This is a genomic window from Janthinobacterium svalbardense, from assembly GCF_002327145.1.
Classification (GTDB): Bacteria; Pseudomonadota; Gammaproteobacteria; order Burkholderiales; family Burkholderiaceae_D; genus Janthinobacterium; species Janthinobacterium tructae.
In genome coordinates, this window is the sequence record NZ_CP023422.1 from 2,768,167 (window position 1) to 2,794,243 (window position 26,077).

Below are 26,077 nucleotides of genomic sequence, written 5' to 3' on the forward strand. Positions count from 1 at the left end.
GCGGAGCAGGGGATATCCCGTGCTCCGCTTCTTGCTTCAAGCCCGGCAGCCTTGCGGTTGCCGGGTGAACAGGCTTACTTGCTGCCCAGTGCGCTTTTCTTGGCGCTTTTCTGACGTGGCTTGGCACGCTTGATGGAACCGCCTTCGGTAACGCGCTCATTGCCCTTGATCATGACTTTCGTCACGCTGGGGCGCTTGGTGCCGCTGGCGCTGGCCTTGACGATGGTCACTTCGCGCATGCCTTTGCCGGCGCTGACCTTCTCCTTAACCACTTCTTTTTTCGGACGGTAGATTACCAGCAGTTTGCCAATATGTTGTACCGGGGCGGCGCCGAGATTGCCGCAAATCGTATCGTACATTCCGACGCGGGCTTCGCGGTCGTCGCCGAACACGCGGACTTTAATCAGACCGTGCGAATCCAGGCCAAGGTCGATCTCTTTGAGTACAGCAGGTGTCAAGCCCGCTTCGCCAATGATGACGATAGGCTTCAGCGCGTGTGCTTCGGCGCGCAGTGCGCTGCGCTCTACGGGTGTAAGTTTTAGCATAATAATATTTAGTAATTCCCTTAAAAGCAGTATTCTACGCGAATGGCAAAGAAGAAATTAAACAAAAACTGGTTGCACGACCACATAAATGATCCTTATGTGAAGTTGGCGCAAAAAGAGGGCTACCGCGCCCGGGCAGCATACAAGCTCAAAGAAATCGATGAAGACGAAAAACTGATCAAGCATGGACAGGTAATTGTCGACCTTGGTTGCACTCCTGGCAGCTGGGCCCAGTATCTGCGGCGCAAGCTGGCCGGCAAGGACGGCGGCGGGGTCAATGGTACCCTGATTGGCCTGGACATGCTGGAAATGGAGCCGATCGCCGATTTCCACTTCATTCAGGGCGACTTCCGCGAAGCGCGCGTGCTGCGCCAGCTGGAAGTGGTGTTGCAAGGACGCAAGGTTGACGTGGTCCTGTCGGACATGGCGCCGAATCTGTCGGGCATCGCCACGGCGGATGCTGCGCGCATGGAACATCTGATCGACCTGGCCATCGAATTTTCGCAATTGCATTTGAAACCATCGGGCGTCTTGCTGGTGAAATGCTTCAAAGACATGGGTTTCAGCCAGATCGTGGAGAAATTCCGCGCTGAATTCAAGGTCGTGGTGCAGAAAAAGCCCAAGGCCAGCCGCGATAAATCGTCAGAAATCTTCCTGATGGGGCGTGGCCTCAAGAATCCGCTGAAAAATGCCGTGCAAGAAGATGATTCCGCCCTTGATATTTAAGCGGTAATCCGCACATGGGAACGAGAAGTGCAGTAGCGTCTGATGGCATAAAAGCCTAAATTGTTTATACTGCATTTTTTTTGCGTGAGCGCGGTTTTTTCGCGCGCACGGATCGGCGGGCTTTGGCACGGCCCGCTTATTGCGAGTAAAATCGTGTTTCTAGCTATTGGTAAAGAGATGCGCACTGCATCCAAGGAGTCTTCGTGAATAACATGTTTTCCAAATCTGCCATCTGGGTAGTCGTATTGCTGCTGTTGTTCATGCTGTTCAAGCAATTCGACAGTCATGGCGCCACAGGCGGCAGCAAGGCCATCGCTTATTCCGATTTGCTGGATGAAGTCAAAGCCAAGCGTGTCAAGGATGTCGTGATCGAAGGTTCGTCGATCACCGCCAAGCTGATGGACGACACCAAGGTGCGTACCACCGCCACCAGCCTCGACAAGGGCCTGATCGGCGATCTGCGCGACAATGGCGTGCACTTCGATGTGCGCCCGCCTGAGGAAGCGTCGTTCCTGCAAACTATTTTTGTATCCTGGTTCCCCATGCTGCTGTTGATCGGCGTCTGGGTATTCTTCATGCGTCAGATGCAAGGCGGCGGCAAGGGCGGGGCATTCTCGTTCGGCAAGTCGAAGGCGCGCATGATGGATGAAGCCAGCAATACCGTCACCTTCGCCGATGTCGCCGGTTGCGACGAAGCGAAAGAAGAAGTCAACGAAGTGGTTGACTTCCTTAAAGACCCGAGCAAATTCCAGAAACTGGGCGGCCGCATTCCCCGCGGCGTGCTGATGGTCGGTCCTCCGGGCACGGGTAAAACCCTGCTGGCGCGCGCCATCGCCGGCGAAGCCAAGGTGCCGTTCTTCTCGATTTCCGGTTCCGACTTCGTGGAAATGTTCGTTGGCGTCGGTGCAAGCCGCGTGCGCGACATGTTCGAGAACGCGAAAAAGCATTCACCGTGCATCATCTTCATTGATGAGATCGACGCTGTCGGTCGTCATCGCGGCGCCGGCATGGGCGGCGGCAATGACGAGCGCGAACAGACCTTGAACCAGTTGCTGGTCGAGATGGACGGTTTTGAAGCGAACTCCGGCGTCATCGTCGTGGCCGCCACCAACCGTGCCGACGTACTCGATAAAGCGCTGTTGCGTCCGGGCCGTTTCGACCGCCAGGTTTCCGTCGGCTTGCCCGATATCCGCGGCCGCGAGCAGATCTTGAACGTGCACATGCGTAAAGTACCTATCAGTACCGACGTGAAAGCCGATATCCTGGCCCGCGGCACCCCCGGTTTCTCGGGCGCGGACCTGGCCAACCTGGTCAACGAGGCAGCCCTGTTTGCCGCCCGCCGCAGCAAGCGCCTGGTGGAAATGGCTGACTTCGAAGACGCGAAAGACAAGATCTACATGGGTCCTGAGCGTAAGTCGATGATCATCCGCGAGGAAGAGCGTCGCAATACGGCTTACCATGAGTCCGGTCACGCAGTGGTGGCCAAGCTGCTGCCAAAAGCCGATCCTGTGCACAAAGTGACGATCATGCCGCGCGGCTGGGCCCTGGGCCTGACCTGGCAGTTGCCGGAACACGATAACTTGTCCGCCTACAAGGACAAGATGCTGGAAGAAATTTCCATCCTGTTCGGTGGCCGCATCGCCGAAGAGATTTTCGTGGGACAAATGTCCACCGGCGCGTCGAATGACTTCTCGCGTGCCACCAAGCTGGCCCGCTCCATGGTGACCCGCTTCGGCATGTCCGACAGCATGGGCGTGATGGTCTACGAAGACAGCGAAAACGAAGGTTTCTTCGGTGGCGCCACCAAGACGATCTCGGAAGCGACCCAGCAAAAGGTTGATGCTGAAATCCGCAACATTCTCGACAAGCAATATGCTTTGGCGCGCACTTTGCTGGAAAGCAACCGCGACAAGGTCGAAATGATGACCAAAGCCTTGCTGGAATGGGAAACCATTGATGCAGAGCAAATCAATGACATCATGGCCGGCCTGGAGCCGCATCCACCGAAAGTCATCCCGCCACGCCGCAATGCGGGCGGCGACAGCGGCGCGGGCGGCATCTCGCCAAACGTGACGGCGCCAGCCTGATAGCGACCACTGCTTGCCAGTTGGCGTGCAGTGGTATCGTAAGAGTGAGGGTAAGGAGCGATCCTTGCCCTTTTTCGTTGCCGCAGCAGTTTTTTCCTGACGACTAAAAGATTCACATGCGACACTATTTGCAATTCGGCCGTTTCGGCTTCAACTTGTCCGGCACGCAAGCGCTGGTAATGGGCATCCTGAACATCACGCCTGATTCCTTTTCCGATGCGGGCCAGTATCAACACCTTGAATTTGCCCTCTCGCGCGCGGAGCAGATGATAGTCGACGGCGTCGACATCATCGATATCGGCGGCGAATCGAGCCGTCCCGGTGCGCCGCCGCTGCCGCTGCAGGACGAGCTTGCGCGCGTCATGCCGGTGCTATACGCCTTGCGCGACTGCGGCAAGCCCCTGTCCGTCGATACCTATAAACCCGAAGTGATGCGCGAAGCCATCCTGGCGGGCGCCGACATGATCAACGACATCAACGCTTTCCGCGCGCCGGGCGCCATCGAGGCCGTGCAGGACAGCGATTGCGCGCTGTGCATCATGCACATGCAAAACGTGCCAGAAACCATGCAAGCCCAGCCCCAGTATGAGGATGTGGTGCGCGAAGTCACCGACTTCCTGCGCCAGCGCATCGACACCCTGACGGCGGCCGGCATTGCCCGCGAGCGCCTGTGCGTCGATCCCGGCTTTGGTTTCGGCAAGACGGTGGAGCAGAACTATGCCTTGCTGCGCGCCACGCGCCAGTTGCGCAGCGAGCTGGGCCTGCCCGTGCTGGCGGGCCTGTCGCGCAAGTCGATGATCGGCGCCGTCACGGGACGTCCCGTCGAGCAGCGCCTGGCTGGCAGTGTTGCCGGTGCGCTTGCTGCGGTAGCGCAAGGTGCAGAAATTATCCGTGTGCATGATGTAGCTGAAACCGTCGATGCGCTGAAGGTCTGGCGCATGGCACACTGACCCAGTAAGATCTATCATAAACAACAAGAAGAGAAATACGATGACGCGTAAATATTTTGGTACCGATGGCATCCGCGGCCTGGTGGGCACGGCTCCGATCACCCCCGATTTTGTCATGCGCCTCGGCTATGCGGCCGGCAAGGTGCTGGCCAAGTCGCAAGGCGGCAAGGCACGCCCGACGGTGCTGATCGGCAAGGACACGCGCATTTCCGGCTACATGCTGGAAGCGGCGCTGGAAGCGGGCCTGTCGGCCGCCGGCGTGGATGTGATGCTGGCCGGCCCCATGCCGACGCCGGCGATCGCCTACCTGACGCGGGCGCTGCGCCTGTCGGCCGGTGTCGTCATTTCCGCCTCACACAATCCGTATCACGATAATGGCATCAAGTTCTTTTCCGGCCAGGGCACCAAGCTGCCCGACAGCGTGGAACTGGAAATCGAAGCGGCGCTCGACGAGCCCATGGCCTGCGTGCCGTCGGACAAGCTGGGCCGCGCCAAGCGCCTGGACGATGCCCAGGGCCGCTACATCGAATTTTGCAAGAGCACCTTCCCGAATGAGCTGGACTTGCGCGGCCTGAAGATCGTCGTCGACTGCGCGCATGGCGCCGCCTACCATATCGCGCCGCACGTGTTCCATGAGCTGGGGGCGGAAGTCATCGCCATCGGCAACAAGCCTGATGGCTTCAACATCAATGCGGGCTTCGGCGCCACGGCAACCAAGGCCATGGCCGAAGCCGTCGTCGAGCACGGTGCCGACCTCGGCATCGCTCTCGATGGCGACGCCGACCGCCTGATCATGTGCGACGCCACGGGCCGACTGTATAACGGCGACGAGCTGTTGTACGTCATGGTCAAGGACCGGTTGGCAACGGGCCCCGTGGCGGGCGCCGTCGGCACCCTGATGACCAACATGGCGCTGGAAGTGCTGTTCAAGCAGCAGGGCATCGGCTTTGCGCGCGCCAAGGTGGGCGACCGCTACGTGCTGGAAGTCATGAAGGAAAAGGGCTGGATACTGGGCGGCGAGGGTTCCGGCCATCTGCTGTGCCTGGACCGCCACACGACGGGCGACGGCATCGTTTCCGCGCTGCAAGTCTTGTCCGCGCTCAAGCGCAGCGGCCAGAGCCTGCAGCAATGCCTGGCCGAACTGGTGCTGTTCCCGCAAACCCTGATCAACCTGCGCGTAGCGCCCGGTTTCGACTGGCAAAAAAATGCCGCCATGGTGGCCGAGAAAGAATTGGTCGAGGCTGAACTGGGCGACACGGGCCGCGTGCTGATCCGCGCATCGGGCACCGAACCGCTGATCCGCGTGATGGTGGAAGCGAAGGATAAAGGTCAGGCCGAATCGATGGCGCGCCGCATCGCGGATAAAGTCGGTGTGTAAAGGCAAGCGCCGATAGTTTTTTCCATCTAATTCGTCTATGGCAATTGACGAAATTGGGTGGGGGCGTTATTATCTTGTCTTCGGAGTGTGGCGCAGCCCGGTAGCGCACCTGGTTTGGGACCAGGGGGTCCAAGGTTCGAATCCTTGTACTCCGACCAAAGTCATAAGCGGGCTGTCAGAAATGACAGCCCGTTTTCTATTCCGCGCTGGCATTTCATTGCTGGCGCGCATGGATTAAAATACTGCACCTTTCCGCCCATCGTTCAACGGATAGGACAACGGTCTTCTAAACCGTGAATGGGGGTTCGATTCCCTCTGGGCGGACCAGTTTCATACTGGCCACGGCTTGCGCCATGCGGCCGCAATCTTCTCTCTTCCTGTCTGTCAGCACGCGGCCCTAAGGCTGCGCAAACAGCACCACGATCAGCAAATACAGCAGCGGCACCGCGCACAGCAGCGCCGAACATACCGAAACGATTTTTCTGTTGGCCAGTCGGGCCAGACGCAGCCGTTCCCGCACGGGCAAGTGCTGGCGGATCACGCTGCGCGCGCGTGGCTGAAACGGTTGTTCGTGCATGAATTCTCCCTCGTCGATCAGCAGTTGATGCTGTCGAGCATAGCGAGGGGGATCTAAAAATGGTGTAAACAGTGGGCCTGGCGCCGCAAGCGCGGCGTAAAGATGCGGCTGGCATTGAGAGCGGCAGCGGGCGCTGGTACGCCGCTGCCGTGATGCGGCTTATGATGAGGCTTGCTCTCCCTGGCGGCGGCGTGCCAGGAAGCCCAGCATGCCCAGACCTGCGAGCAGCATGGCATAGGTTTCAGGTTCCGGCACGGCGGAAATGAAGGCCCTGTAGTTGCTCAGATCCTTGGGCAGGCCTGCCACCGTGAAAGTGGTGCCGGCGGCCACGGGTGCGGCCCAGTGGAATACCAGTTCGCCCTGGCCGAAGTGGATGGCCAGATAGTCATAGGCGGCCGCGCTCGTATAGGAATTGACGCCAGCGCTCCAGCCTGCCGTGGTGCCGGCGGTGCAGCCCGAGGTGGCGTTGTCGCAATACGAGACGGCGGCGCCCAGGCTGCTGCCGAACACGCCATTGATGTAACCCTGGATGGCCGCAGGACTCTGCGGCACCAGATTATCGTCATAATATTTCACCTGCAGTGCCGGCGATGGTGAATACGTGACGGTGCTGCTGGCGATGAGGAAACCGCTGGCAGGCCCTACATCCACCCAGGTGGCCGCTTGCGCCGCACTTGCCAGTACAGTCATTGCGGCCAGCATGGATGCCTTGATGGCAATATTTTTTACGCTTTTCATGAAAACCCCCTTGTGCTTGAGACAGTCGCTTCATCGTGTCGGGGCGCGTCCCTGCCTGCCGGGGAGGTCATCCCATTGCCCGTTTTTAGCTGCTTTTAACTATTTCCTGCGCGTAGCGAATACGCAAATGAAAGCTTACTCTTGATATAAATTAATACAATTTTAATAATTCTATTGGTTCGCTTGACAACATCGTATATGGCTATGTTTGACTGTGCCAGCGATAGCCAGCATGACGTTGGGAAATGGCGTGACAAGGCGCGCCAGTCTGTGCTGGCGGCGTCACGGCTTTGGGGAGGGGGGTCAATCGTTGTTGTTGCTGACGCCAAACAGGCGGTCCTTGGCGTTGAGCAATTTTTGCACCTTGGCGCCCATTTTCATCAGTTGCGCCATCGATTCGGGCGACAGGCGCTGCAAGTCGTCGAACCAGGTGTTGGCCAGGTCGACCAATTCATACATTTCGCGCATGCGCTCCTGCGCATACTGGTCCACGGGTTCCGTGGCCGGCGCCAGCAGCGATTCTCGCAGCACCGTCAGGGTGGGCGCCACTTCGCGGCGGCGGCGTTCGGCGGCTACCACGCGGAAGATTTGCCACACATCGCCCAGAGACGAAAAATACTCGCGCCGGTCGCCGGGGATGCGCGACTGGCGGATCAAGCCCCAGCCCTGCAATTCCTTCAAGCCGATGCTCACGTTCGAGCGTGAAAAACTCAGGTGTTCCGCGATTTCGTCCGCGTGCAAAGGATGCTCCGCGACAAACAACAAGGCGTACACTTGTCCCACCGTACGGTTAAAGCCCCAGCGGCTGCCCATCTCGCCGAAATGGCTGACAAAGGTCAGGATCAGCGGCGTCATGTGGATATGTTGAGTTTTCATAATTATCTGAATTTTTTCACGCCACACCCGCAGGGTCAATTGATATATGTCATGTTTCGCAGTATTATACAGAAAATCGAATTTACAGAAAATTCTGAAAACTCAAAAAGTATAGAGATGCCGACCACGCCACTGTCTTTGCCCCGCTTTATCCTTCCCCGCGCCGCCAGCCTGGCGCAAGGTGGCGCCGCCTTGTTGTGGCTGCCACAAGCGGCCTTGCTGGCCTGGGCCGTGCAAGCCATGCTGGACGGTGCACCGTGGCGCGCGGCCCTGCTGCCGGCCGCCGGCGTGCTGCTGCTGGGTGTGCTGCGCGCCGGCGGCGAAGCGTGGGGCGCGCGGCGCATGTACGCGGCGGCGCGCGCCCATCTGAGCACCTTGCGCGCCCAGGTGGCGCAAGCGCTGGCGCAGCGTTCGCCGCTGGACCGCCAGCGCGCGCAGTCGGGCCAGGCGGCCAGCGTCATCGCCGAGCAGGCCGAAGCCATCGTGCCATATCTGGTGCGCTACAAGCCGGCGCGCTGGAAAGTGCTCACCGTGCCGCTTGTGATCCTCGCCGTGGTGACGCCGTTGTCGTGGATCGCGGCCTTGATCCTGCTCATCGCCGCGCCCCTGATTCCCGTCTTCATGGCCCTGGTGGGCATGGGCGCGCAAGCGGCCAGCCGCGCGCAGATGGTGGAAATGGGCAGCATGAATGCCTTCCTGTTGGACCGCCTGCGCGGCCTGGCCACCTTGCGCGCGCTCGACGCCGTCGACGCCACGGCCGAACGGCTGGACGCCTCGTCGCAATCCGTGCGCCGGCGCACGATGGTGGTGCTGCGCATCGCCTTTTTGTCGTCCGCCGTGCTGGAACTGTTTTCCGCGCTGGGTGTCGCCATGGTGGCGGCGTTTATCGGTTTCTCCTTGCTGGGTAGCATCAATTTCGGCACTTGGGGCCGCGAACTGAGCCTGGGGCAGGGCTTGTTCATCCTGCTGCTGGCGCCCGCATTCTTCGAGCCACTGCGCGAACTGGCCGCCGTCTGGCACGACAAGGCGGCCGGCGAAGCGGGCCTGGCCGGCCTACACGACCTGGCGGGCGAGGGCGTGCCCTTGCCAGGCTTTGGTGTGGCAGTGGCTGCCGTGTCCGCTGCCGCCATGGCGGTGGCACCGCCACCGGCCGTCGACATCCATCAACTGCGCTTTGCCCATCCCGGCGAAGCGCCCGTATTCGAGCGCTTCGACTTGACGGTGTGCGCCGGTGAACACGTGGCCCTGCTGGGCGCCAGCGGCGCCGGCAAGAGCACCTTGCTGTCCCTGCTGGCCGGCTTGCTGCCCGTCAGCGATGGCGAGATCCGCATCGGCGGCGTGCGCCTGAGCGACAGCACCGTGAATACCTTGCGCCAGCGCATGGCCTGGATGGGCCAGCGTCCGCACGTGTTTGCCGCCTCCGTCAGCCAGAATGTCACCCTGGGCCGCCTCGGTGCGAACGCTGCGCAGGTGACGCAGGCGCTGCACCTGGCCGACCTGGCTGGCGTGGCGCAGGCGCAGCCGGCCATCATGCTCAGCGATGGCGGCCAGGGCTTGTCCGGCGGCGAAGCCGTGCGCCTGGCCCTGGCCCGCGTGGCCCTGCATCCGCATGCGGACTTGCTGCTGGTCGATGAACCGACGGCCCACCTGGACAGCGAAACGGCGGCGCGCGTGACGGACGCCTTGCTGGCACTGGCCAAGGGCAAGACCATGCTCGTCGCCACGCACGACCCCGTGCTGGCCGGCCGGCTGCAGCGCACGGTACAGGTCGATGTCCGGGCGCAGGCACAGGAGCACGAACAGGAACAGCCGGCATGAAAACTTCCCGCATATCGAACCCCGTCCTGCGGCAATTGCTGCTGGCCCAGCCCGGCAAGCTGATCGGGGGCGCCTTGCTGGCGGCCCTGACGGCGGTGGCCGGCATGGCTTTGCTGGGTTTGTCTGGCTGGTTTATTACCGCCACCTCGATTGCCGGCCTGCATGCCTCCACGGCCGTGCTGTTCGACGTGTTCGGCCCGTCGGCCGGCATCCGCCTGCTGGCCATCGGCCGCACGGGTTCGCGCTATGCGGAACGCCTCGTCACGCACGACGCCACGTTCGCCGCGCTGGCCAGCATCCGCGTGCAACTGTTCCGCGGCTGGACGCGCCCGGAAGCAGCCAGCCGCCTGCTGCGCCAGCCCGCCAAGCTGCTGTTTCGCCTGACGGCCGATATCGACGCGCTCGAAGCGCTGTATTTGCGCCTGCTGGTGCCGGCCTTTACGGCCCTGTGCGTGGCCTTGCTGGCCGGCGTGGCATTGGGCGCGATGCAGTGGCAGCTGGGCCTGGGCCTGGCCGCGTGGCTGCTGGCCGCCGGCGGCGGCATCAGCTGGGTCGTGGCGCAGCGTGCCCGCCGTCCCGCCATCGTGCGCTCGCGCGCCATCGAAAAATTGCGCTCTGGCACCATCGACCTGGTGGCCGGTCAGACGGACCTGGTGATGGCGGGCCGCATCGACGCCCAGTGCGCTGCGCTGGGGCAGATCGACCGCTCGCTGGCGCAAGCCGATTTCGCCTTGCTGCGCCTGGAGACGGCGGCCGGCGCCGCGTATGGCGTGGCTGGCAGCGCGACCCTGGCAGGGGTGCTGCTGGCCGTGGCCGCGCTGGTGCAGCAGCAAACGCTGAACGTGCCGCTGGCGGCGCTGGCACTGCTGATCGCCCTGACGGCCGTGGAACCGTTTGCGGGGCTGCGCCGTGGCGCGCTGGAAGCGGGGCGCATGCTGCTGGCCATGCGCCGCCTGGCGCCGCGCCTTGACGGCAATGAGGTGGCGCTGCCGCCCTTTGACGCCGCACCGGGCTTGCGCCTGGAACACGTCAGCGCCGCGCATGCGGGCAGCAATAATGCCATTTTGCATGATATTTCCCTGCACATCGCCGATGGCGAGCGCGTGGCCTTGATCGGCCCCAGCGGTGCGGGCAAGTCCACCTTGCTGGCCATCGCCGCGCGCGAGCTGGCGCCGCTGTCGGGAACGGTGGCCGCACCGCGCGCCTGTTTGTTCACCCAGAAGACGGAACTGTTCCAGGACAGCCTGCGCGACAACCTGCGCCTGGCCGACCCGTCCGCCAGCGATGCGCAGCTGTGGGCGGCGCTGCAATCGGCCGGCCTGGATCAGGAAGTGCGGGCCTTGGCGGACGGCCTGGACACGCAGCTGGGCGAGGGCGGCCTGGGCTTGTCGGGCGGGCAGGCGCGGCGCTTGGCGCTGGCGCGGCTGTTCCTGCACGAATCGACCTTGTGGCTGCTGGACGAAGCGACGGAAGCGCTGCATGCGCCGGTGGCCATCGATGTCTTGCAGCGCCTGCACGCCCGCAGCGACGGACGCAGCTTGCTGATTGCAACCCACTTGCGGCGCGAAGCGGCGCTGGCGGACCGGCTGGTCAGCCTGCGCGATGGCTGCATCGTCGGTGACGCGCGCCGTGGCACAGCTGCCTTCGAGGCGGCGCTGGCGGGCTTGCGCGGAGATTGATGGGCGGGCGGCACAGCCCGATAGCTTACAGCAGCAGAAGCTATCGAACAGCCGCATGTAGATACCAGGTTTACACTTACAGTAGGGAAACACCAAGGAAATCATATGGACTTCGATATTGTCGCTTTATCCAGACTGCAGTTCGCGCTGACAGCTCTGTACCACTTTATATTCGTTCCGCTGACGCTCGGCCTGTCAGTGATCCTCGCCATCATGGAGACGGTTTACGTGATGACGAACCGCCCCATCTGGCGCGACATGACCAAGTTCTGGGGTGTCTTGTTCGGCATCAACTTCGCCATGGGCGTGGCGACGGGCATCGTCATGGAATTCCAGTTCGGCATGAACTGGAGCTATTACAGCCATTATGTGGGCGACATTTTCGGCGCGCCGCTGGCCATCGAAGGCTTGATGGCCTTCTTCCTGGAAGCGACCTTCGTCGGCCTGTTCTTCTTCGGCTGGGACAAGCTGTCGAAACGGGGCCACCTGGTCACCACCTGGCTGGTGGCCATCGGCTCGAACTTCTCGGCCCTGTGGATTCTGATCGCCAACGGCTGGATGCAAAATCCCGTCGGCGCGGCCTTCAATCCGCAGACCATGCGCATGGAAATCACGGATTTCGGCGCCGTGCTGACGAATCCCGTGGCACAGGCGAAATTCGTGCACACCGTGTCGGCTGGCTATACGGCCGCGTCGATTTTCGTGCTGGGTATTTCCGCCTGGTATCTGCTGAAGGGCCGCCACGTGCAGCTGGCCAAGCGCTCGATGACGGTGGCCGCCTCGTTCGGCCTGGCCGCTACCTTGTCGGTGGTGGTGCTCGGCGATGAAAGCGGCTACCTGTCGTCGGAACATCAAAAGATGAAACTGGCTGCGATTGAGGCCATGTGGACCACGGAGCCGGCGCCTGCCGCCTTCACGGCCTTCGGCTTTCCTGACGCGAAAGCGCGCGAGACGCATTACGCCGTGCACATCCCGATGGTGATGGGCCTGATCGGCACGCGTTCGCTGACGACGGAAATTCCCGGCATCGAGCAACTGGTCGACCGCGGCGAGCTGCTGATCCAGGATGGCATCAAGGCGTATGACGCGCTGCAAACCATTCGCAGCGTGGCGCCGGGCGCGCCCGTGCCGCAGGACGCGAAGGACATGTTCGAGTCGAAAGGCCAGTCCCTGGGCTATGCCTTGCTGCTGAAACGCTATGTCGACGATCCGCGCCAGGCCACGCCCGAGCAAATCCGCAAGGCCGCGCTCGACACCGTGCCGCCCGTGGGGCCCTTGTTCTGGTCCTTCCGCGTGATGGTGGGCCTGGGCATGTTCTTTATCTTGCTCACCGGCACGTTCTTCATCCTGTCGACGCGCCGTACCCTGGACAAGCACCGCTGGCTGCTGAAGCTGGCCGTGTTCGCCATCCCGCTGCCGTGGGTGGCGATTGAAGCGGGCTGGATCGTGGCCGAAGTGGGCCGCCAGCCGTGGGTCATCGAAGGCGTGCTGCCAACGGCCGTGGCGGTCTCGAACCTGGGCGCGACGACCTTGCTCATCACGATTGCCGGCTTTGCCGCCATCTACACCGTGCTGTTGATTATTGAAATGAAGCTCATGCTCAAGGCCATCCGCAAGGGGCCGGAAGAGACGGCGCCGGCCCCCGTGCCAGCGGCCGCAGCCATTCATACTCAACGCGCCTAAGGAGGGCCAGACCATGATTTTGCATGAAATGATTTCTTACGAAACACTGCGCCTGATCTGGTGGCTGCTGATCGGCATCTTGCTGGTGGGCTTCGCCATCACGGACGGCTTCGACCTGGGCACGGGCATCCTGCTGCCGTTCGCCGGCAAGACGGACCTGGAACGCCGAGTCATCATCAACAGTATCGGTCCCGTGTGGGAAGGCAACCAGGTGTGGCTGATCCTCGGCGGCGGCGCCATCTTTGCCGCCTGGCCGCAGCTGTACGCCGTCTCGTTCTCGGGCTTTTACCTGGCCATGTTCGTTATCCTGGTGGCGCTGATCGTGCGTCCCGTGGCGTTCAAGTTCCGCAGCAAGCGCGAAGACCCGCGCTGGCGCGCGCGCTGGGATGCGGCCCTGTTCGTGGGCGGCTTCGTGCCGGCCCTGATCTGTGGCGTGGCCATTGGCAACGTGCTGCAGGGCGTGCCGTTCCGTTTCTCGCCGGACATGCACATCTTCTATGACGGCAGCTTCTTTGCGCTGCTCAATCCGTTCGCCTTGCTGTGCGGCCTGGTCTCGGTGGCCATGCTGGTGATGCACGGCGCCACCTGGCTGCAGCTGAAAACGGACGGCGCCGTGGCTGACCGTTCGCGCCGCTACGGCAGCGTGGCGGCGATGGCGACAGTCGTGCTGTATGCGCTGGCCGGCGTGGCCCTGTGGCTGTGGGTCGATGGCTACCGCATCAGCAGCGCGGTGGTGGTCGACGGTCCGTCGAATCCCATGCTGAAAACGGCGGAAGTGCACGTGGGCGCCTGGTTCCTCAACTTTGCCGCCCATCCGTGGACCTGGATCGCTCCGGCCTTCGGCTTGCTGGGCCCCCTGCTGGCGTTCGCCTTCCTGCGCGCGCGCCGCGAAGTGCCTGCCTTGCTGGCCAGCGCGGCTGCCATCGCCGGCATCATTCTCAGCGTGGGCGCGGCCATGTTCCCGTTCATCCTGCCATCGTCGATCGACCCGCGCGCCAGCCTGACGGTGTGGGATTCCTCGTCCAGTCACATGACCCTGTTCATCATGCTGGTCGTCACGGCCGTCTTCATTCCCCTCATCGTGGCGTACACGACCTGGGTATATAAAGTACTGTGGGGCAAGGTTGATGCAAAAGCCATCCAGGATGACAGCGGTCACGCTTACTAAGAATTAAGAAAAGGAAATAATTATGTGGTATTTCGCCTGGATACTGGGTCTTCCGCTGGCGGCGACGTTCGCCGTGCTCAATGCTATGTGGTATGAGATTGCCGATGGCGATACGACGCCCGAGCAATACCGTGACACGCCGAAGTAGGCGCGTGTCGGCTTGACTGGCCCCGCCCGGCGCGATGGTTTTACCATCGCTGCCCGGCGGTAATGCCGTTCAGTTAAGCTGTCCGACGCATTTAAAGGCAAAGGTGTAAGGCGTAAAAACGTAAAAATGGCGGGCCGGAGACGCGAGCCCGAGAAAATGCCGATGGCGGCGTTGCAGCTCCTAGCCGTACATGCGTACTGTCTTCGTCGCAGCGCCTTGCCCTCGACATTTTTCAGGCTCGCTTGGCCCGGTACACCTGTGCGGGCGACTGGGGCCTCAATCCGTTTTGCAGGTCTACTGGTCGCGTAGGGGCGCTATCTGAACGGCATTACGGCGCAAGCCTTCTATACGGTTGCACTGCAACAGTTCATTCCGGCAATTGAGGCCCAGGATAAGCTTGGCGCTACTGTCGCGATGAAAAAAATGACGATCAGTTACACCCAGCATCTGCAGGCAATTCAGCAACTGGTAGAGATAACCACTCAACGCGCGTCGGCGATCGAAGCGGAGTCGGGCGCGCGCATCACGGTAGCGAGCAGCATGCTGTTGCTGACACTGCTGCTTTCGCTGGGCACGGGGATTGCGGTGGCTGTGCTCATTTCCAAAAGTATTACCAGACCGCTGCAGGACGCCGTGAAGGTGGCCCGCATTGTCGCTTCCGGTGATCTGCGTAGCCATATCGCGACCGATTATCACGACGAGTCGGGTGAATTGATGCGTGCTCTGAAAAGCATGAATGAGAGCCTGCGTCACACGGTGGGCCGCGTGCGCAGCGGTACTGAAACCATTTCGACTGCCTCGCGGGAAATCGCTGCTGGAAATATGGACCTCTCGGCGAGAACGGAGGCACAGGCCGGTGCACTGGAACAAACGTCGTCGGCGATGCAGCAGTTAACCAGCACTGTGCAGCAGACTGCCGAAAACGCCCAGCAAGCCAATCAACTGGTCTTGTCGGCTTCAGCGGTCGCGCTGCAGGGTGGGCAAGTGGTCGAGCGTGTCGTCGCGACCATGGTGTCCATCAAGGACAGCTCGAAGCGTATCGTCGAGATCATTTCAGTGATCGATGGCATAGCGTTTCAGACCAATATTCTGGCCCTGAACGCGGCTGTCGAAGCGGCGCGCGCCGGTGAACTGGGGCGCGGTTTTGCTGTCGTCGCATCGGAAGTGCGCGCCTTGGCGCAACGCTCCGCCAGTGCCGCCAAAGAGATCAAGCCGCTGATTGCCGAGTCGGTCGAAAAAGTCGAGCTTGGTAGCAATCTGGCCGATGAGGCGGGCGGCACGATGCAGAAAATCGTCTCCTCTGTGCAGCAGGTGGCGGGCATCATGGGGGAAATCGCCATCGCCAGCCACGAACAAAGCGACGGCATCAAACAGGTGAATCAGGCCATCAGTCAGATGGATGCAGTGACCCAGCAGAATGCCGCCCTGGTCGAACAGGCCACAGCGGCAGCTGCCAGCATGCAGGAGCAGGCGAACAGTATGATGCAGGACGTGCGCGTGTTTAAATTGCTGGCGTCTTGCTGACCGGCTTGGGGATGGCAATGGCAATCGGATCGCTGGCCGGAAAGCTTTCCTTCAGCGCTTCATCCAGCGCTTCTTCGGCATGGCTTTCGCTGGCCGGCGTGGGCGAATCGCGTTCCGGTGGCGGGGCGGGCGTGGTGGCGGCGTTGGTGCTCGAATGCATGGTCATCTCCTTGCGGTGGTGTGTCACGCGGCCGGGGGGCCGTGGCGCGTGCTGATGTTTCCAGCCTAGCACATCGCGTAAAAATAGCGCGCCCGCTGCGCCTGCCCAAGGCGATGAGGGCGGCGTCTGCTACACTGCGCTCCACTTTTATTGACGGAACTGCCATGACTTCCCTTCCTTTGCCATACCGCGCCACCGCCACCCAAGCCTGTGCCTGGCTGGCGCAACAGACGGGCACGCCGTGGACCCTGGCGCGCCTGCTGGAGCAGGGCGGCTTGCCGTATGTCTGGCTCGATTACAGCGACGCCTGGGCCGAGCTGTTCCATGACGGCGTGACGCGCTATGCGGCGCCCGTCGTGTTTATCGAGGACAAGCAGCACCTGGCTTCGGGTGCGGACGATGTGTGGCTGCGTTTTACGCGCGACTCGGGCAACATCGCCATCGAACTGAAGGCGCCGGGCTTGCGCGTGCCGGTAGACGGCTTGCACTTCCAGGAGCGCGATCTGTTGCGTTTGCTCAAGGAGTTGCAGCATCCGCAGCCGGCAGAGCCGGAAGCGGGAGCTGACAATGCAGCGCCGTTTGTCTTGCCCAGCGCCCTCAAGGGCCTGGGGCGCGAGCAGATTTTGATTGCCTTTGCCGGCGTGGGCAAGGTCGACCTGGACAAAGGCATGGCCAGTGGCGTGGGCATCTTTGGCGACGATGGCGCGCGCGTGCGCAAGAATTCGCGCGGTGGCAAGAACAGCCACCTGTGGCATCCCGTCACTCTGGCGTTCGGCTTGCACGATGTGCACCGCGTGCCGATGGCGCACCTGAAGAAGGCGTTCGCTACGCAGCCCTTGCTGCGCGAATGGAAGGCGGACTGGCTGGAGTCGCTGCGCCTGCTGGGCGAGTAAAGGGCAGGGACAGTCCTACAGCTCGATGGGCGCCACCTCGGTGCCGATATCGGGCGCCGCGTAATGCATGCTGAAATACACGAAAGCGCCGATATTGAGGGCGACGGTGATCCAGAACAGCACGCGGAACGAACGCTTGCTGGACTTGTGGCGCAGCCATTGCTGGGCCAGCACGGCGCCCGGCCAGCCGCACAGCAGTCCCAGCAGCAGCAAGGTGCGCTCCGAGGTGCGCCAGCGGCCCTGTTTGGCGGCCGACTTGTCGATCGCATAGGCGACGAAACAGCTCAGGCTCAGCACGCCATATACGAGGGCGACCAGGGCGGGGATGTGGAAAAAGAACGTGGCCAGTAAATACAGAACGACAAAGAACAGGATGACAAGGTAGGGCATAGGATGTGGTGGCTTGAGCGGGGGCGTGAGTATCCCACACGGGGAACGATGCTGCTGGCTAAAATAAACAGTCTTGCGCCATATCAACATGCACGGCGCGGCGGCGGGCGTGGCCCGTCTTCAGCGCTTCGCGGTCGCTGGACAGGGCGATGCCTTCCAGGGCCAATAACGTTTCCTTGGCATGCAGGCCGCCCGCAAAGCCCGTCAACTCGCCCGTGGCGCCGATGACGCGGTGGCAGGGGGCGATGATGGAAATGGGATTCTTGCCGTTGGCGGTGCCCACGGCGCGCACGGCGGCGGGACGGCCGATCTGGCGCGCGATCTCGCCATAGCTGCGCGTCTGGCCGTACGGTATCGTCAGCAGTGCGCGCCACACTTCGTGCTGGAAGGCGGTGCCGGCAAAATCGAGCGGCACGTCGAATTGCTGGCGCGTGCCGGCAAAATACTCGCCCAGCTGGCGCGCTGTTTCCAGCAGCACGGCGCAACCTTCATCGACGCGCATGTCGCCCAGGCGCACGCGGTTCGGCTTGTCGTTTTCCCACAAAATCGCGGCCAGCGCAGCGCCGCGCGCTACCAGGGTCAGCTCGCCCACGGGCGAGGGCACCACGATGCAGTCGTATTCCATGTTTCTTCCTTGATCGGAGAGCGCCAGTGTAGCAGGCTGGCGGCCGCATGCATATTGCAGGTAGGATAGCGTTTTTCGGCATGGAGCACTGGCTTTGACGACGATCCCCACTTATGACGCCATCCGCGCGATTGCCGTGCGGCTGGTGCAGGAACACTATCCCGTGGCCGTAGCGGCCATCATCGGCGGCTCGTATGCCACGGGCCGGCAGACGCCCAGTTCCGATATCGATTTGCTGCTGCTGTTCGAGCACGTCGATTGCGCCTGGCGCTCGACCATCGTAGCCGAAGGGCGCACGGTGGAACTGTTCGCGCACGACCTGGCCACGTTCACGTATTTTTGCAAGGAAATGGATGCACCGGGCGGCACCGTGCCGCTGGCGCACATGGTGCTGGAAGGGGAAAACATCCTCGCCGCCGGCGACGCGTACGCCCGGCTGCACGCGCTGGCGCACGCCATCGATGCAGCCGGGCCGCCCGTGCTCGACGCGGAGAACTTGCAACGACGCCGCTACGCCATCACCACCGCGCTGGAAGACCTGGTCGACAGCACGCACCCGGGCGAGGCGCTGGCCGTCGCTTGCCAGCTGTACGAAGCGCTGGCGGGCCTGCACTTGCGCGCGGCGGGGCAGTGGAGCGGCGGCGGCAAGCACCTGTTTCGCTGCCTGCTGGCATTTGACGCGGCCATCGCCGGGCAGCTGGACGGGGCCTTGCGCCTGGTCGCGGCCGACTTGCCGGCCGGCCAGCGTGCGTTCGAACGCGTCGCCGCCGCCGTGCTGGCGCCCGTGGGCGGGCCCTTGCTGGAAGGATTTAGCCTGCCGGCGCCCGCACACTGGCGCGCTTAAAACGCCGTGCGCACGGCCAGGCTGATGTTGCGCGGTTCACCCCAGAACACGCCATCGAAAAAGCCCACGTTGCGGTAGTACTTTTTATCGAGCAAGTTATTCACGTTCAACTGCACGCTGGCATGCTTGCTGAGCGCATAGCTGGCCATGGCGTTGACCAGCGCATAGCCCGCTTGTGGGATGTTCGTCATCTCGCCCGATGGCGGACGGCCGTACCACGATGCGCTGTAGGTGGCGCTTTGCGCCGTCATGCTGGCGCCCGCCCTCAAGCCGGCCAGGCGGCCGTCGAAGCGGTAGCTGGTGGCCAGGCGCAGCAAATGGCGCGGCTGCGTGGTGGCGGCGCGGCGGCCATCGGCTTCGGCCGCGTGCAGGTAGGTATAGCCGCCGCTCGCTTCCCAGGCGGGCGTGATCTGGCCGGAGACGTCAAATTCCACACCCTTGGCAGTCACGCCGGCGCCATTGGCCACCATGGCCTGGCCGCCGTCGGGCAGCAAAAAGCCGGGCGGCACCGTGCGGTCGAGTTCCGCCAGGTTCTTTTTCTTCGTGTGGAACAGGGCGGCCGACGCGTTCAGCTTGCCTTCATAAAATTCGCCCTTGATGCCCAGTTCCGCGTTGTCGCCCGTTTCCGGCGGCAAAAACTTGTCGTTGCGGTCCTTGCTCGATTGCGGGTTGAACAGCTGCGTGAAGCTGGCGTACGCCGAATATTGCTTGTTGATGTCGAACACGGCGCCCACATAGGGCGTGACTTCATTGCGCGTTTCCACGAAGTCGGCGCTGCCCGTGTACGCGCCTTGCGTGTTGTAGCTGCGCGTATCTGTGCGGTAAGTGCTGCTGCGCGCGCCGATGATCAGGTGCAGCGGGTCGGCCAGGCTCAAACGCGTGGCCACATAGCCGCCTGCCAGGCGCGTCACGGTTTCCGTGTGCGAGCCGTCCGGGTGGAACACGGGACGGGGAATGTTGCCCGTCCAGCTGCGGTAATCGGGGATAAAGGCCGGGTAATTGATTTCCGCCTCGCCACCCAGTGAGCGCGAGCGTTGGTTGCCGCCGTTCCAGCCGACGATGGCCGTGTGCTTGCGCCCCAGCAAGGTGAACGGTCCGCTGGCGTACACGTCGAAATTGTCGCCCGTATTCTTGCCTGCGCCCCAGGCGCCCGTCCACAGGCGCATGCCTACACCCGTGGCAGGGTCGGGATGGCCGGCGCCCGCGTAGGCGACGGTGGTGCGGTTCGTGCTTTCCGTGCGCGCATAGCCCAGGTGCATATTCCAGTTGCCGGGCAGGCGCTGGTCCAGCGACGTGAATACCGTGTGCTGCTTGTTGGCCCAGGTGCTCCATGGCGTCGTGAAACTGGTGTTGCGCGGCAAGTTGGCCAGACTGCCATCCGCGTTCCAGTAGGGCACGGCGCCCCAGGTGGCGCCCGTGGGCTTGTTGTCCTGGAAGTCGACGCCGGCCGTCAGCAGGGTGCCGGGAAGCACGTCCGCCTCAAGGATGACCATGCCGACCGTCTTGCGCTCGTGATACATGTCCAGATAGGAATCACGTTTTTGCCAGGCCAGGGCCGTGCGTGCGCGCACGCTGCCTTCCGCGTTCAGCGGTGTAGAGAGGTCGGCCTCGAAGCGCTGGTCATCCCAGCGGCCCATGATGAGGCCAGCGCTGGCCTGGAAGGTTTTCGTGGGACGCTTGCGTATCATGTTGATGGTGGCCGAGGGGTCGCCCGTGCCGCCCATCAGGCCGGTGGCGCCGCGCACGATCTCGATGCGGTCGTACAGAATCGTGTCTTGCAGCGGCGCATTGCCGCCACGCGCCATACCGTCGATCTGGATATTGTCGATGCCAAAGCCGCGTGCATAGAACGTCGTGCGCTCCGTGTCGTTCTGGCCCACCTGGATGCCCGTCGTCTGCGCCAGCGCCTGGTCCAGGCGCACGGCGCCCAAGTCGTCGAGCAGCTGGCGCGTGATGACGCTGACCGATTGCGGCGTCTCGCGCAAGGACAGATCCATGCGCGTGGCACTGCGCGTTTCGCCTGCCGTGTACGATTGCGTGCCTTCCGTCGTCGCTGTCGACTGGCCTGTCACGGTGACGGCCGGCATGGTGACGTCGGCCGCAGCGGCATCGGCGGCCTGGGTCGGCAGGGCCACGCCAGCGGCAAGGCTGAGCAGGCTGATGTGTAATAAATGGGGCAGGGGGCGCAAGGCGGGCTGGCGCGAAGAAGAGAAGGCGGTGGTCGATTGCATCATTTTCCTGGAGTATTTTTAGTCGTGTGTGTTCCTATCTCGTCTGGCGAGGTGCGCAGTAGCTGGGGGGATGGCATGAGGCTGGCCCGTGGTCTGGCTTGGATAGCAGTTCCACCGCAAGGCCCGGCGCGGTCGGGCAGTGGAAAAGAAGGGTGCGCGCTTCCCCTCACTTTCGTGAATAAGAATCATTATCAATATAGGCTGTATTTGCCAAATAATCAAGCCTGCGCACCAACAGAGTGCGGCAGGCCAAGCGCGGCGCACAGGCTGGCCTTCTGCGATAATGCGGGGGCTGACAAAATATTTTCCTCATTGAAAGAAATGCATGCGTACATGGATCGCTTGTGCCGGATGGTTGTGTGTCGTGTTGCTGGGCCAGGCCCAGGAACACGCACCGCCGCCGGCTGTTCCCGCGCCGCTGCACAGCGCCAGCGTGCCGCCCGCCATGGATGCCGCATCCGCCACAGCTGCTGCGTCGGCGGCGCCCGCGCCCGCAGAGGACGCCTTGCCATCGCAAACGGTGACGATCACGGCCAATAGCGACGCCAAGGCGCCGCGTATCCGTTTCACGGCTTACCGCGAGAGTTATCTGACGGCCAGGAAAGTGTGGCAAGTGTCGAGCGGCAGCGTGGTCATGGCCCTGCGCCTGATTCCCGCCAAGCTCAGTGCCACCATCGACGATGTGCGCGTGGCCCTGCAAGGCAATGGCGCTGCCGTGCCGATCAAGATGTCCGCCGGCGGCGTGTTTGTCGTGCCGCTCAACGACGACATCGCCGCGCAGGATGGCACTTTCCTGGTGAACAAGGGCAGGGGCGAGCTGACGGCCAATATCGTGCTCCAGCCGTCCGTGGCGCGCGATGCGTGGAATGTCACGCGCGTGGGGCAAGTCTTGCACGATGCGCGGCGTGCCGTGCGGGCCATCACGCCGTGGTACAAGCGGCCGTTTGCCAGCGATGTGCAATCGCTGGCCTTTTGCGCGACCGAGCGGGGCAGCGCCTTGCAGCTGATGGATGGCGAGCAAATGATCGCCACCTTGCCCATGAATGAAGCGGCCGTCAACGACATCAATCAGCCCGTGTTTTGCAAGATTTTCGACGGCGAAGACAAATACCCGGGACACTACCGCGTCGTCCTGCCCGAGCAAGCCACGGTGCTGCTGCTGTAGATCTAGTTGGGCTGGCGCTGCACCAGCTCCAGGGCCGCCGCCAGAGCCAGATCCATGGTGGCCTGGTGGAAGATCAGCCATTGCGGCAGGAGCGACAGCGCATGGCGACCCTGTTCCAGGTCGCCTTCATCGACGGCGGCCTACGCATGGTGCAAGCCGCTGAGCACGCGTGCATGCTGTTCCCGGTGATTCGCCAGTGAGGGGAAGGCGATTTGTTCCATCAAATCCTCTTCCTCGCGGAAATCGCGCTCGACGGCCGCAATCAGCTCGCGAAACGCCACGCTGAAATGCTGGTCGCTCAACTGCCCCAGCCGCGCCAGCTCCTGAAACAGCGCCTCATGCGCCTCGTCGATGGCGGGAACGCCCAGCGCCATCTCACCCTTCCAAGCCGATATACCCATGCCGATGCTCCCGGTTAAGTCCGTCGCGATGCGAAGCGGACTGTTCCAGTGTGGCCGCAGCGAAGGGGGAAATCCATGATCTGGATCAAAAGTATGGTGAAGAGGGGCACTGATACATTTGGACGGGAAAGGGGGAATAAATCCCACCCGCAACAAAGCGGATTTTAACGATGTGACGTGTTGCCGAGCGACGTTTTCTCAGCCGCGCGTATTTTAGTGCTTGGGCCAGTGGGCCCACAGGGCATGCGCATCAACATTCGGTACCTGCATCTGCTGCACGGCCGACGTCTGCATCGCGTCGCGCAGTACGAGGGGCACCAGCAGCAAGGCCGACAGGGCAAGGCAGGCCAGCACTTTGAGCGTCAACATGGTCGTCTCCCGGTGTCCCGGTGGCGGCGCGGGGATGCGGCGCCTGCCGGTCACTTCCTATGTACTACCATGCTTGCAGTTTAGTTCATCTGATTGAAACTTCAACTAATTGCTGTGATGCACCGCACCAGTTCGCCTGTTGCCAGGGACTTATTTGGCCTTGCGGCTGCGCCGTGGCTTGCCAGTTGGCGGCAGAAAGGAATCGAACCACACTTGCGTCAACTGCCGCGTATTTTTCGCCGCTTCGCGCTTGACGGCGGCCGTGGCGTGACCGCGCGCCGTGTTGGCGATACGGTTGGCCGCGCTCAGGTACATGCTCATCCAGGGGTTTTTCATGGGGTGCCTCGCAGATAGTGAGTGGCGCGGCGCGGGTTTGTCCCCATGCCGCGATGTCCCCCACTCTAGTCCTATGGCTGGCGCTGACTGTGCGCCCGCCCACATAGCCGGGCGGTGCTGGCAATGTGTTGAGGCAGATCAATACACGTCGCGGCGGTAGCGTCCCGCTGCCAGCAGGGCGTCGAGGCCTTCCTGGCCCAGCACTTCTTGCAGCACAGCATCGATTCCTGCCGCCATGCCTTGCAGGCTGCCGCACACGTAGACGATGGCGCCTTGCGCCAGCCAGTCGCGCAGTTCGTCGGCATGGTCACGCAGGCGGTCCTGCACGTATTGTCGCGTTTCACCATCGCGCGAAAAGACACGGTCCACGCGCGCCAGGTGGCAAGCGTCCAGCCAGCTTTGCAACTCTTCGCCGCAGACACTGTCAAAAGCTTGCTGCCGCTCGCCGAACAGCAGCCAGTTGCGTGCCAGTCCCGCCCGTTGGCGTGCGCGCAGGTGCGCACGCAGGCCCGCCAGGCCGGAGCCGTTGCCGATATAAATGCAGGGCACGTCGACCAGGGCAGGGGCGAAGGCGGGATTTGCTTGCAGGCGCAGGCGGATGGTGGCGCCCGGCGAGGCGAAGCGCGTGAGCCAGCCGGAACAGATGCCGTACCCCTCGTTTGCGCTGCCCGCATGGCGTTCCTGGCGCACCAGCAATTGCAGTTCGCCATCCGATGGCAGCGAAGCGAGCGAGTAGCTGCGCGGCGCATGCTGGGCACCCTGCGCATCACCCTCGCTGCCGTCCGCGTTGCATCCGATGATTTCCGCCAGCGCGCCCGCTTCCCAGGTGGCGCCGGCCGGACCCGTCAAGGTGATTTCATGCAGTTCGCCGCCCAGGCTGCCAGGGTTGAGCAGCACGCGGCGCAGCAAACGCCAGGCTTCGTACGATGCCTGTTCCTGTACGCCGATGGCGTCGATGGCGCTGCCGCTGCAACGGGCCAGCGCTTGCGACCAGTCGGCCAGGGCGGCGGGGTCGTGCTTGTCGACTTCGATCAGGGGGAACAAAGGCGTGGCGCCCAGCGCGCGCAATTGCCGCTCCAGCGCATGGCCGAAGCCGCAGAAGTCGCTGTAGTGGCGGTCGCCCAGGGCCAGCATGCCCACTGCCAGGCCGGCCAGCGGCGTGCCCGCTGTTTGCTGCAGCAGGCGCGCAAAGCGGCGCGTGCCGTCCGGTGCTTCGCCTTCGCCAAAGGTGCTGGCGACGACCAGGGCCCGCTCGTACTGGCGCAATTGCGCGGGATCAAAGCGCTCCAGCGACTGCACATCGACGGCCACCCCCGCCTGCTGCAGGGCGCGCGCGCTTTCCAGCGCCAGGCGCTCGGCCTGGCCCGACTGGCTGGCGTAGGCCACCAGGGTGGGCAAGCCAATATCTTGCTTGCCCGGAATGCCAGCCAGCAGAGCCCGCTGCGCCTGCACAGCGCGCTTAGCCTTGCGGCGGCCCAGGTACAACATCCAGCCCGTGATGGCGAACAGGGGCAGACCCAGGCTGGCCAGGGTGACGATGATGCGGCCCGGCAAGCCGAAATACGTGCCCATGTGCAGTGGATAAATGATGTTGACGAGGCGTGCGCCCAGCGCCTGCTGGCTGTACGGCGCGTTTTCCGTGAGCCTGCCGTCGGCCGGGGCAATGCTCATGCGGCTGCGCGCCCGCTCGTGCGGCGCGTCGCTGGCCAGCCACGTGAATTGCACGGCTTCGCCGGCGCGCACGGGCAGGCGCACGCTGGCCAGGGTCCAGCCGGGGGCGTGTTGCTGGAAGCTGCTCCAGGCCAGGCCGATGTCGACGGCCGGCGCCTCCTTCTCCTTGCCCGTCCCCTTTTTCATGGGCGCCTGTGCCATCCTTGGGGGCTTGCCGGCCCAGGCATCGATATTGTCGCGCACCACGTCATAGCTCCAGTAAATGCCCGTCAGGGTCAGCGCCACGTAGACGACCAGGCACCATGTGCCGGCCACGGCGTGTAAATTCCACAAAAACGAGCGGCCTTTTAATGCAGGATCGAAGGTCAGCCAGGTGCGCCAGTCCAGCGGACGGCGGGGCCAGCGCAGGTACAGGCCGGAGAGTGCCAGGCCCAGCAGGCACAGGGCCAGCGCGCCCGCTACTTGCCGGCCCGGATCGCGCGGCAGCAGCAGCCAGCGGTGCAGGGACTCCGTCCATTCGAAAAATTCCGCGCCCGTTAGCGCCGGCTGGGTCGCACCCGTGTACGGATGCATATAAACGGACTCGCCGCGCCGCTGGCCGTTCTTGGGTGCAAAGAACAGGCGTGGCGCCGCGCCCGCCTGCGCATACATGGTGACGGAGGCCACGCGCTGGCCGTGTTCGGCGGCGGCAATGTTGCTCAGCTGGGCCGGCGTCAGGGGCGCGCGTGTTTCCACGGGCACATGGCGCACGCCGGGGTTCATGACATCGAGCAATTCATCCTTGAAGGCCAGGGTGGCGCCGCTCAGGCCGATGATCACCAGCACCGTGCCGGCCGTGATGCCGATGAACCAGTGCAATTGAAACCAGACCTGCTTCCAGCTCCAGTGCCAGCGCCGTTGTTGTGGGGCGGCAAGCTGGCGCTGCTGGCGAGTCTGCAGCGCATCGTCGGCGCTGGCGCGCGGCAGGGGGTGTGGCAGGGAGGAGGTCGTCATGAAGCGGCTTTCGATAGCGCCGCCATGCAGGGCGTCAGGCATGGCGGGGAAGAGAAGGCTGACATTTTAACGAAAACGAGAATCATTCGCAAATGATGTCGC

At 63.0% G+C, this 26,077-nt stretch carries 24 protein-coding genes, 2 tRNA genes and 1 pseudogene; 15 read left to right on the forward strand and 12 right to left on the reverse strand.

Going from position 1 to position 26,077, the window contains the following annotated elements; all coding sequences use genetic code 11:
- Positions 1-74 precede the first annotated feature (74 nt).
- Entirely contained in the window at positions 75-545 is a 471-nt protein-coding gene (locus CNX70_RS12460; RefSeq protein WP_010397237.1) for a YhbY family RNA-binding protein, read from the reverse strand.
- Positions 546-587: 42 nt separating this feature from the next.
- On the opposite strand from CNX70_RS12460, the gene CNX70_RS12465 reads away from it, so the two are divergent.
- The 6 genes from CNX70_RS12465 to CNX70_RS12490 all read left to right on the forward strand — a co-directional run bounded on the left by CNX70_RS12465 (position 588) and on the right by CNX70_RS12490 (position 6,013).
- Positions 588-1,271 carry an RlmE family RNA methyltransferase gene (locus CNX70_RS12465; RefSeq protein ID WP_096234939.1) on the forward strand — a complete coding sequence of 228 codons (684 nt, stop codon included), beginning with the start codon at positions 588-590 and terminating at the stop codon, positions 1,269-1,271.
- Positions 1,272-1,474: 203 nt separating this feature from the next.
- A complete protein-coding gene (gene ftsH / locus CNX70_RS12470; protein WP_167389649.1) occupies positions 1,475-3,358 on the forward strand; it encodes an ATP-dependent zinc metalloprotease FtsH in 1,884 nt (627 codons plus the stop codon).
- A gap of 116 nt (positions 3,359-3,474) precedes the next feature.
- Entirely contained in the window at positions 3,475-4,308 is an 834-nt protein-coding gene (gene folP / locus CNX70_RS12475) for a dihydropteroate synthase (protein ID WP_096234941.1), read from the forward strand.
- Between the two features lie 40 nt (positions 4,309-4,348).
- Positions 4,349-5,686 (forward strand): phosphoglucosamine mutase, encoded by a 1,338-nt coding sequence (gene glmM, locus CNX70_RS12480; RefSeq protein ID WP_096234942.1) that lies wholly within the window; start codon positions 4,349-4,351, stop codon positions 5,684-5,686.
- An 81-nt stretch (positions 5,687-5,767) separates the two neighbouring features.
- Positions 5,768-5,844, forward strand: a tRNA-Pro gene (locus tag CNX70_RS12485).
- 94 nt (positions 5,845-5,938) lie between these two features.
- A tRNA-Arg gene (locus tag CNX70_RS12490) sits at positions 5,939-6,013 on the forward strand.
- Positions 6,014-6,083: 70 nt separating this feature from the next.
- On the opposite strand, the gene CNX70_RS12495 is transcribed toward CNX70_RS12490, so the two are convergent.
- The 3 genes from CNX70_RS12495 to CNX70_RS12505 form a co-directional block, all read right to left on the reverse strand.
- A complete protein-coding gene (locus CNX70_RS12495) occupies positions 6,084-6,263 on the reverse strand; it encodes a hypothetical protein (protein ID WP_071077939.1) in 180 nt (59 codons plus the stop codon).
- Positions 6,264-6,422: 159 nt separating this feature from the next.
- The gene (locus CNX70_RS28875) at positions 6,423-7,001 is read right to left on the reverse strand and encodes a PEP-CTERM sorting domain-containing protein (RefSeq protein ID WP_096234943.1); all 579 of its coding nucleotides are present in this window, start codon (positions 6,999-7,001) and stop codon (positions 6,423-6,425) included.
- Positions 7,002-7,304: 303 nt separating this feature from the next.
- On the reverse strand, positions 7,305-7,877 hold the full coding sequence (locus CNX70_RS12505; protein WP_244199129.1) for a GbsR/MarR family transcriptional regulator: 573 nt from the start codon (positions 7,875-7,877) through the stop codon (positions 7,305-7,307).
- A gap of 117 nt (positions 7,878-7,994) precedes the next feature.
- Between CNX70_RS12505 and cydD the strand changes: the two genes are divergently transcribed.
- The 6 genes and pseudogenes from cydD to CNX70_RS12535 form a co-directional block, all read left to right on the forward strand.
- Positions 7,995-9,695, forward strand: a complete 1,701-nt coding sequence (gene cydD / locus CNX70_RS12510; protein WP_096234944.1) for a thiol reductant ABC exporter subunit CydD — start codon at positions 7,995-7,997, stop codon at positions 9,693-9,695.
- Positions 9,692-11,374: an amino acid ABC transporter ATP-binding/permease protein gene (locus tag CNX70_RS12515; protein ID WP_096234945.1), complete on the forward strand. Its 1,683-nt coding sequence runs from the start codon at positions 9,692-9,694 to the stop codon at positions 11,372-11,374. The genes cydD and CNX70_RS12515 overlap by 4 nt, the downstream gene beginning before the upstream one ends.
- Before the next feature lie 105 nt (positions 11,375-11,479).
- Positions 11,480-13,057, forward strand: coding sequence for a cytochrome ubiquinol oxidase subunit I (locus tag CNX70_RS12520; protein ID WP_096234946.1), 1,578 nt, complete (start codon positions 11,480-11,482; stop codon positions 13,055-13,057).
- Positions 13,058-13,070: 13 nt separating this feature from the next.
- On the forward strand, positions 13,071-14,225 hold the full coding sequence (gene cydB, locus CNX70_RS12525) for a cytochrome d ubiquinol oxidase subunit II (RefSeq protein WP_096234947.1): 1,155 nt from the start codon (positions 13,071-13,073) through the stop codon (positions 14,223-14,225).
- A gap of 22 nt (positions 14,226-14,247) precedes the next feature.
- A complete protein-coding gene (gene cydX, locus CNX70_RS12530; RefSeq protein ID WP_070258990.1) occupies positions 14,248-14,373 on the forward strand; it encodes a cytochrome bd-I oxidase subunit CydX in 126 nt (41 codons plus the stop codon).
- Between the two features lie 594 nt (positions 14,374-14,967).
- Positions 14,968-15,897 (forward strand): annotated as a pseudogene (locus tag CNX70_RS12535) (methyl-accepting chemotaxis protein); the annotation flags it as partial.
- Here CNX70_RS12535 and CNX70_RS12540 read toward each other — a convergent pair.
- Positions 15,875-16,057 carry a hypothetical protein gene (locus tag CNX70_RS12540; RefSeq protein WP_096234949.1) on the reverse strand — a complete coding sequence of 61 codons (183 nt, stop codon included), beginning with the start codon at positions 16,055-16,057 and terminating at the stop codon, positions 15,875-15,877. The pseudogene CNX70_RS12535 and the gene CNX70_RS12540 sit on opposite strands and share 23 nt — an antisense overlap.
- A gap of 164 nt (positions 16,058-16,221) precedes the next feature.
- Between CNX70_RS12540 and CNX70_RS12545 the strand changes: the two genes are divergently transcribed.
- On the forward strand, positions 16,222-16,950 hold the full coding sequence (locus tag CNX70_RS12545; protein ID WP_096234950.1) for a hypothetical protein: 729 nt from the start codon (positions 16,222-16,224) through the stop codon (positions 16,948-16,950).
- Positions 16,951-16,965: 15 nt separating this feature from the next.
- Here the strand turns inward: CNX70_RS12545 and CNX70_RS12550 are convergent, their stop codons facing one another.
- Together CNX70_RS12550 and CNX70_RS12555 are read right to left on the reverse strand one after the other, a co-directional pair.
- A complete protein-coding gene (locus CNX70_RS12550; RefSeq protein WP_096234951.1) occupies positions 16,966-17,340 on the reverse strand; it encodes a DUF1294 domain-containing protein in 375 nt (124 codons plus the stop codon).
- 58 nt (positions 17,341-17,398) lie between these two features.
- Positions 17,399-17,965 (reverse strand): methylated-DNA--[protein]-cysteine S-methyltransferase, encoded by a 567-nt coding sequence (locus CNX70_RS12555; RefSeq protein ID WP_096234952.1) that lies wholly within the window; start codon positions 17,963-17,965, stop codon positions 17,399-17,401.
- 94 nt (positions 17,966-18,059) lie between these two features.
- On the opposite strand from CNX70_RS12555, the gene CNX70_RS12560 reads away from it, so the two are divergent.
- Positions 18,060-18,809 (forward strand): nucleotidyltransferase domain-containing protein, encoded by a 750-nt coding sequence (locus CNX70_RS12560; protein ID WP_157750993.1) that lies wholly within the window; start codon positions 18,060-18,062, stop codon positions 18,807-18,809.
- On the opposite strand, the gene CNX70_RS12565 is transcribed toward CNX70_RS12560, so the two are convergent.
- Entirely contained in the window at positions 18,806-21,040 is a 2,235-nt protein-coding gene (locus CNX70_RS12565) for a TonB-dependent siderophore receptor (protein WP_157750994.1), read from the reverse strand. The genes CNX70_RS12560 and CNX70_RS12565 overlap by 4 nt on opposite strands.
- A gap of 325 nt (positions 21,041-21,365) precedes the next feature.
- Here CNX70_RS12565 and CNX70_RS12570 point away from each other — a divergent pair, with 325 nt between their 5' ends.
- A complete protein-coding gene (locus tag CNX70_RS12570; protein WP_157750995.1) occupies positions 21,366-22,205 on the forward strand; it encodes a hypothetical protein in 840 nt (279 codons plus the stop codon).
- Between the two features lie 140 nt (positions 22,206-22,345).
- On the opposite strand, the gene CNX70_RS12575 is transcribed toward CNX70_RS12570, so the two are convergent.
- The 4 genes from CNX70_RS12575 to CNX70_RS12580 all read right to left on the reverse strand — a co-directional run bounded on the left by CNX70_RS12575 (position 22,346) and on the right by CNX70_RS12580 (position 25,975).
- The gene (locus CNX70_RS12575) at positions 22,346-22,606 is read right to left on the reverse strand and encodes a bacteriohemerythrin (RefSeq protein ID WP_157750996.1); all 261 of its coding nucleotides are present in this window, start codon (positions 22,604-22,606) and stop codon (positions 22,346-22,348) included.
- 213 nt (positions 22,607-22,819) lie between these two features.
- Positions 22,820-22,975 (reverse strand): hypothetical protein, encoded by a 156-nt coding sequence (locus CNX70_RS28175; RefSeq protein ID WP_157750997.1) that lies wholly within the window; start codon positions 22,973-22,975, stop codon positions 22,820-22,822.
- Between the two features lie 150 nt (positions 22,976-23,125).
- Positions 23,126-23,311 (reverse strand): hypothetical protein, encoded by a 186-nt coding sequence (locus tag CNX70_RS28180; protein WP_099402374.1) that lies wholly within the window; start codon positions 23,309-23,311, stop codon positions 23,126-23,128.
- 138 nt (positions 23,312-23,449) lie between these two features.
- Positions 23,450-25,975: a PepSY domain-containing protein gene (locus CNX70_RS12580; protein WP_096238423.1), complete on the reverse strand. Its 2,526-nt coding sequence runs from the start codon at positions 25,973-25,975 to the stop codon at positions 23,450-23,452.
- Positions 25,976-26,077 lie beyond the last annotated feature (102 nt).

Bases quoted from the DNA above. Each gene is read 5' to 3' on its own strand.
- CNX70_RS12575 (WP_157750996.1), bottom strand. From the start codon at position 22,606: ATGGGTATATCGGCTTGGAAGGGTGAGATGGCGCTGGGCGTTCCCGCC.
- CNX70_RS12465 (WP_096234939.1), top strand. From the start codon at position 588: ATGGCAAAGAAGAAATTAAACAAAAACTGGTTGCACGACCACATAAAT.
- CNX70_RS12555 (WP_096234952.1), bottom strand. From the start codon at position 17,965: ATGGAATACGACTGCATCGTGGTGCCCTCGCCCGTGGGCGAGCTGACC.
- CNX70_RS12505 (WP_244199129.1), bottom strand. From the start codon at position 7,877: ATGAAAACTCAACATATCCACATGACGCCGCTGATCCTGACCTTTGTC.
- glmM (WP_096234942.1), top strand. From the start codon at position 4,349: ATGACGCGTAAATATTTTGGTACCGATGGCATCCGCGGCCTGGTGGGC.
- folP (WP_096234941.1), top strand. From the start codon at position 3,475: ATGCGACACTATTTGCAATTCGGCCGTTTCGGCTTCAACTTGTCCGGC.
- CNX70_RS12460 (WP_010397237.1), bottom strand. From the start codon at position 545: ATGCTAAAACTTACACCCGTAGAGCGCAGCGCACTGCGCGCCGAAGCA.
- cydB (WP_096234947.1), top strand. From the start codon at position 13,071: ATGATTTTGCATGAAATGATTTCTTACGAAACACTGCGCCTGATCTGG.
- CNX70_RS12550 (WP_096234951.1), bottom strand. From the start codon at position 17,340: ATGCCCTACCTTGTCATCCTGTTCTTTGTCGTTCTGTATTTACTGGCC.
- CNX70_RS12565 (WP_157750994.1), bottom strand. From the start codon at position 21,040: ATGCAATCGACCACCGCCTTCTCTTCTTCGCGCCAGCCCGCCTTGCGC.
- cydD (WP_096234944.1), top strand. From the start codon at position 7,995: ATGCCGACCACGCCACTGTCTTTGCCCCGCTTTATCCTTCCCCGCGCC.
- CNX70_RS12570 (WP_157750995.1), top strand. From the start codon at position 21,366: ATGCGTACATGGATCGCTTGTGCCGGATGGTTGTGTGTCGTGTTGCTG.
- cydX (WP_070258990.1), top strand. From the start codon at position 14,248: ATGTGGTATTTCGCCTGGATACTGGGTCTTCCGCTGGCGGCGACGTTC.
- CNX70_RS12545 (WP_096234950.1), top strand. From the start codon at position 16,222: ATGACTTCCCTTCCTTTGCCATACCGCGCCACCGCCACCCAAGCCTGT.
- CNX70_RS12540 (WP_096234949.1), bottom strand. From the start codon at position 16,057: ATGCATTCGAGCACCAACGCCGCCACCACGCCCGCCCCGCCACCGGAA.
- CNX70_RS28180 (WP_099402374.1), bottom strand. From the start codon at position 23,311: ATGAAAAACCCCTGGATGAGCATGTACCTGAGCGCGGCCAACCGTATC.
- CNX70_RS28875 (WP_096234943.1), bottom strand. From the start codon at position 7,001: ATGAAAAGCGTAAAAAATATTGCCATCAAGGCATCCATGCTGGCCGCA.
- CNX70_RS12580 (WP_096238423.1), bottom strand. From the start codon at position 25,975: ATGACGACCTCCTCCCTGCCACACCCCCTGCCGCGCGCCAGCGCCGAC.
- CNX70_RS28175 (WP_157750997.1), bottom strand. From the start codon at position 22,975: ATGTTGACGCTCAAAGTGCTGGCCTGCCTTGCCCTGTCGGCCTTGCTG.
- CNX70_RS12495 (WP_071077939.1), bottom strand. From the start codon at position 6,263: ATGCACGAACAACCGTTTCAGCCACGCGCGCGCAGCGTGATCCGCCAG.
- CNX70_RS12515 (WP_096234945.1), top strand. From the start codon at position 9,692: ATGAAAACTTCCCGCATATCGAACCCCGTCCTGCGGCAATTGCTGCTG.
- CNX70_RS12520 (WP_096234946.1), top strand. From the start codon at position 11,480: ATGGACTTCGATATTGTCGCTTTATCCAGACTGCAGTTCGCGCTGACA.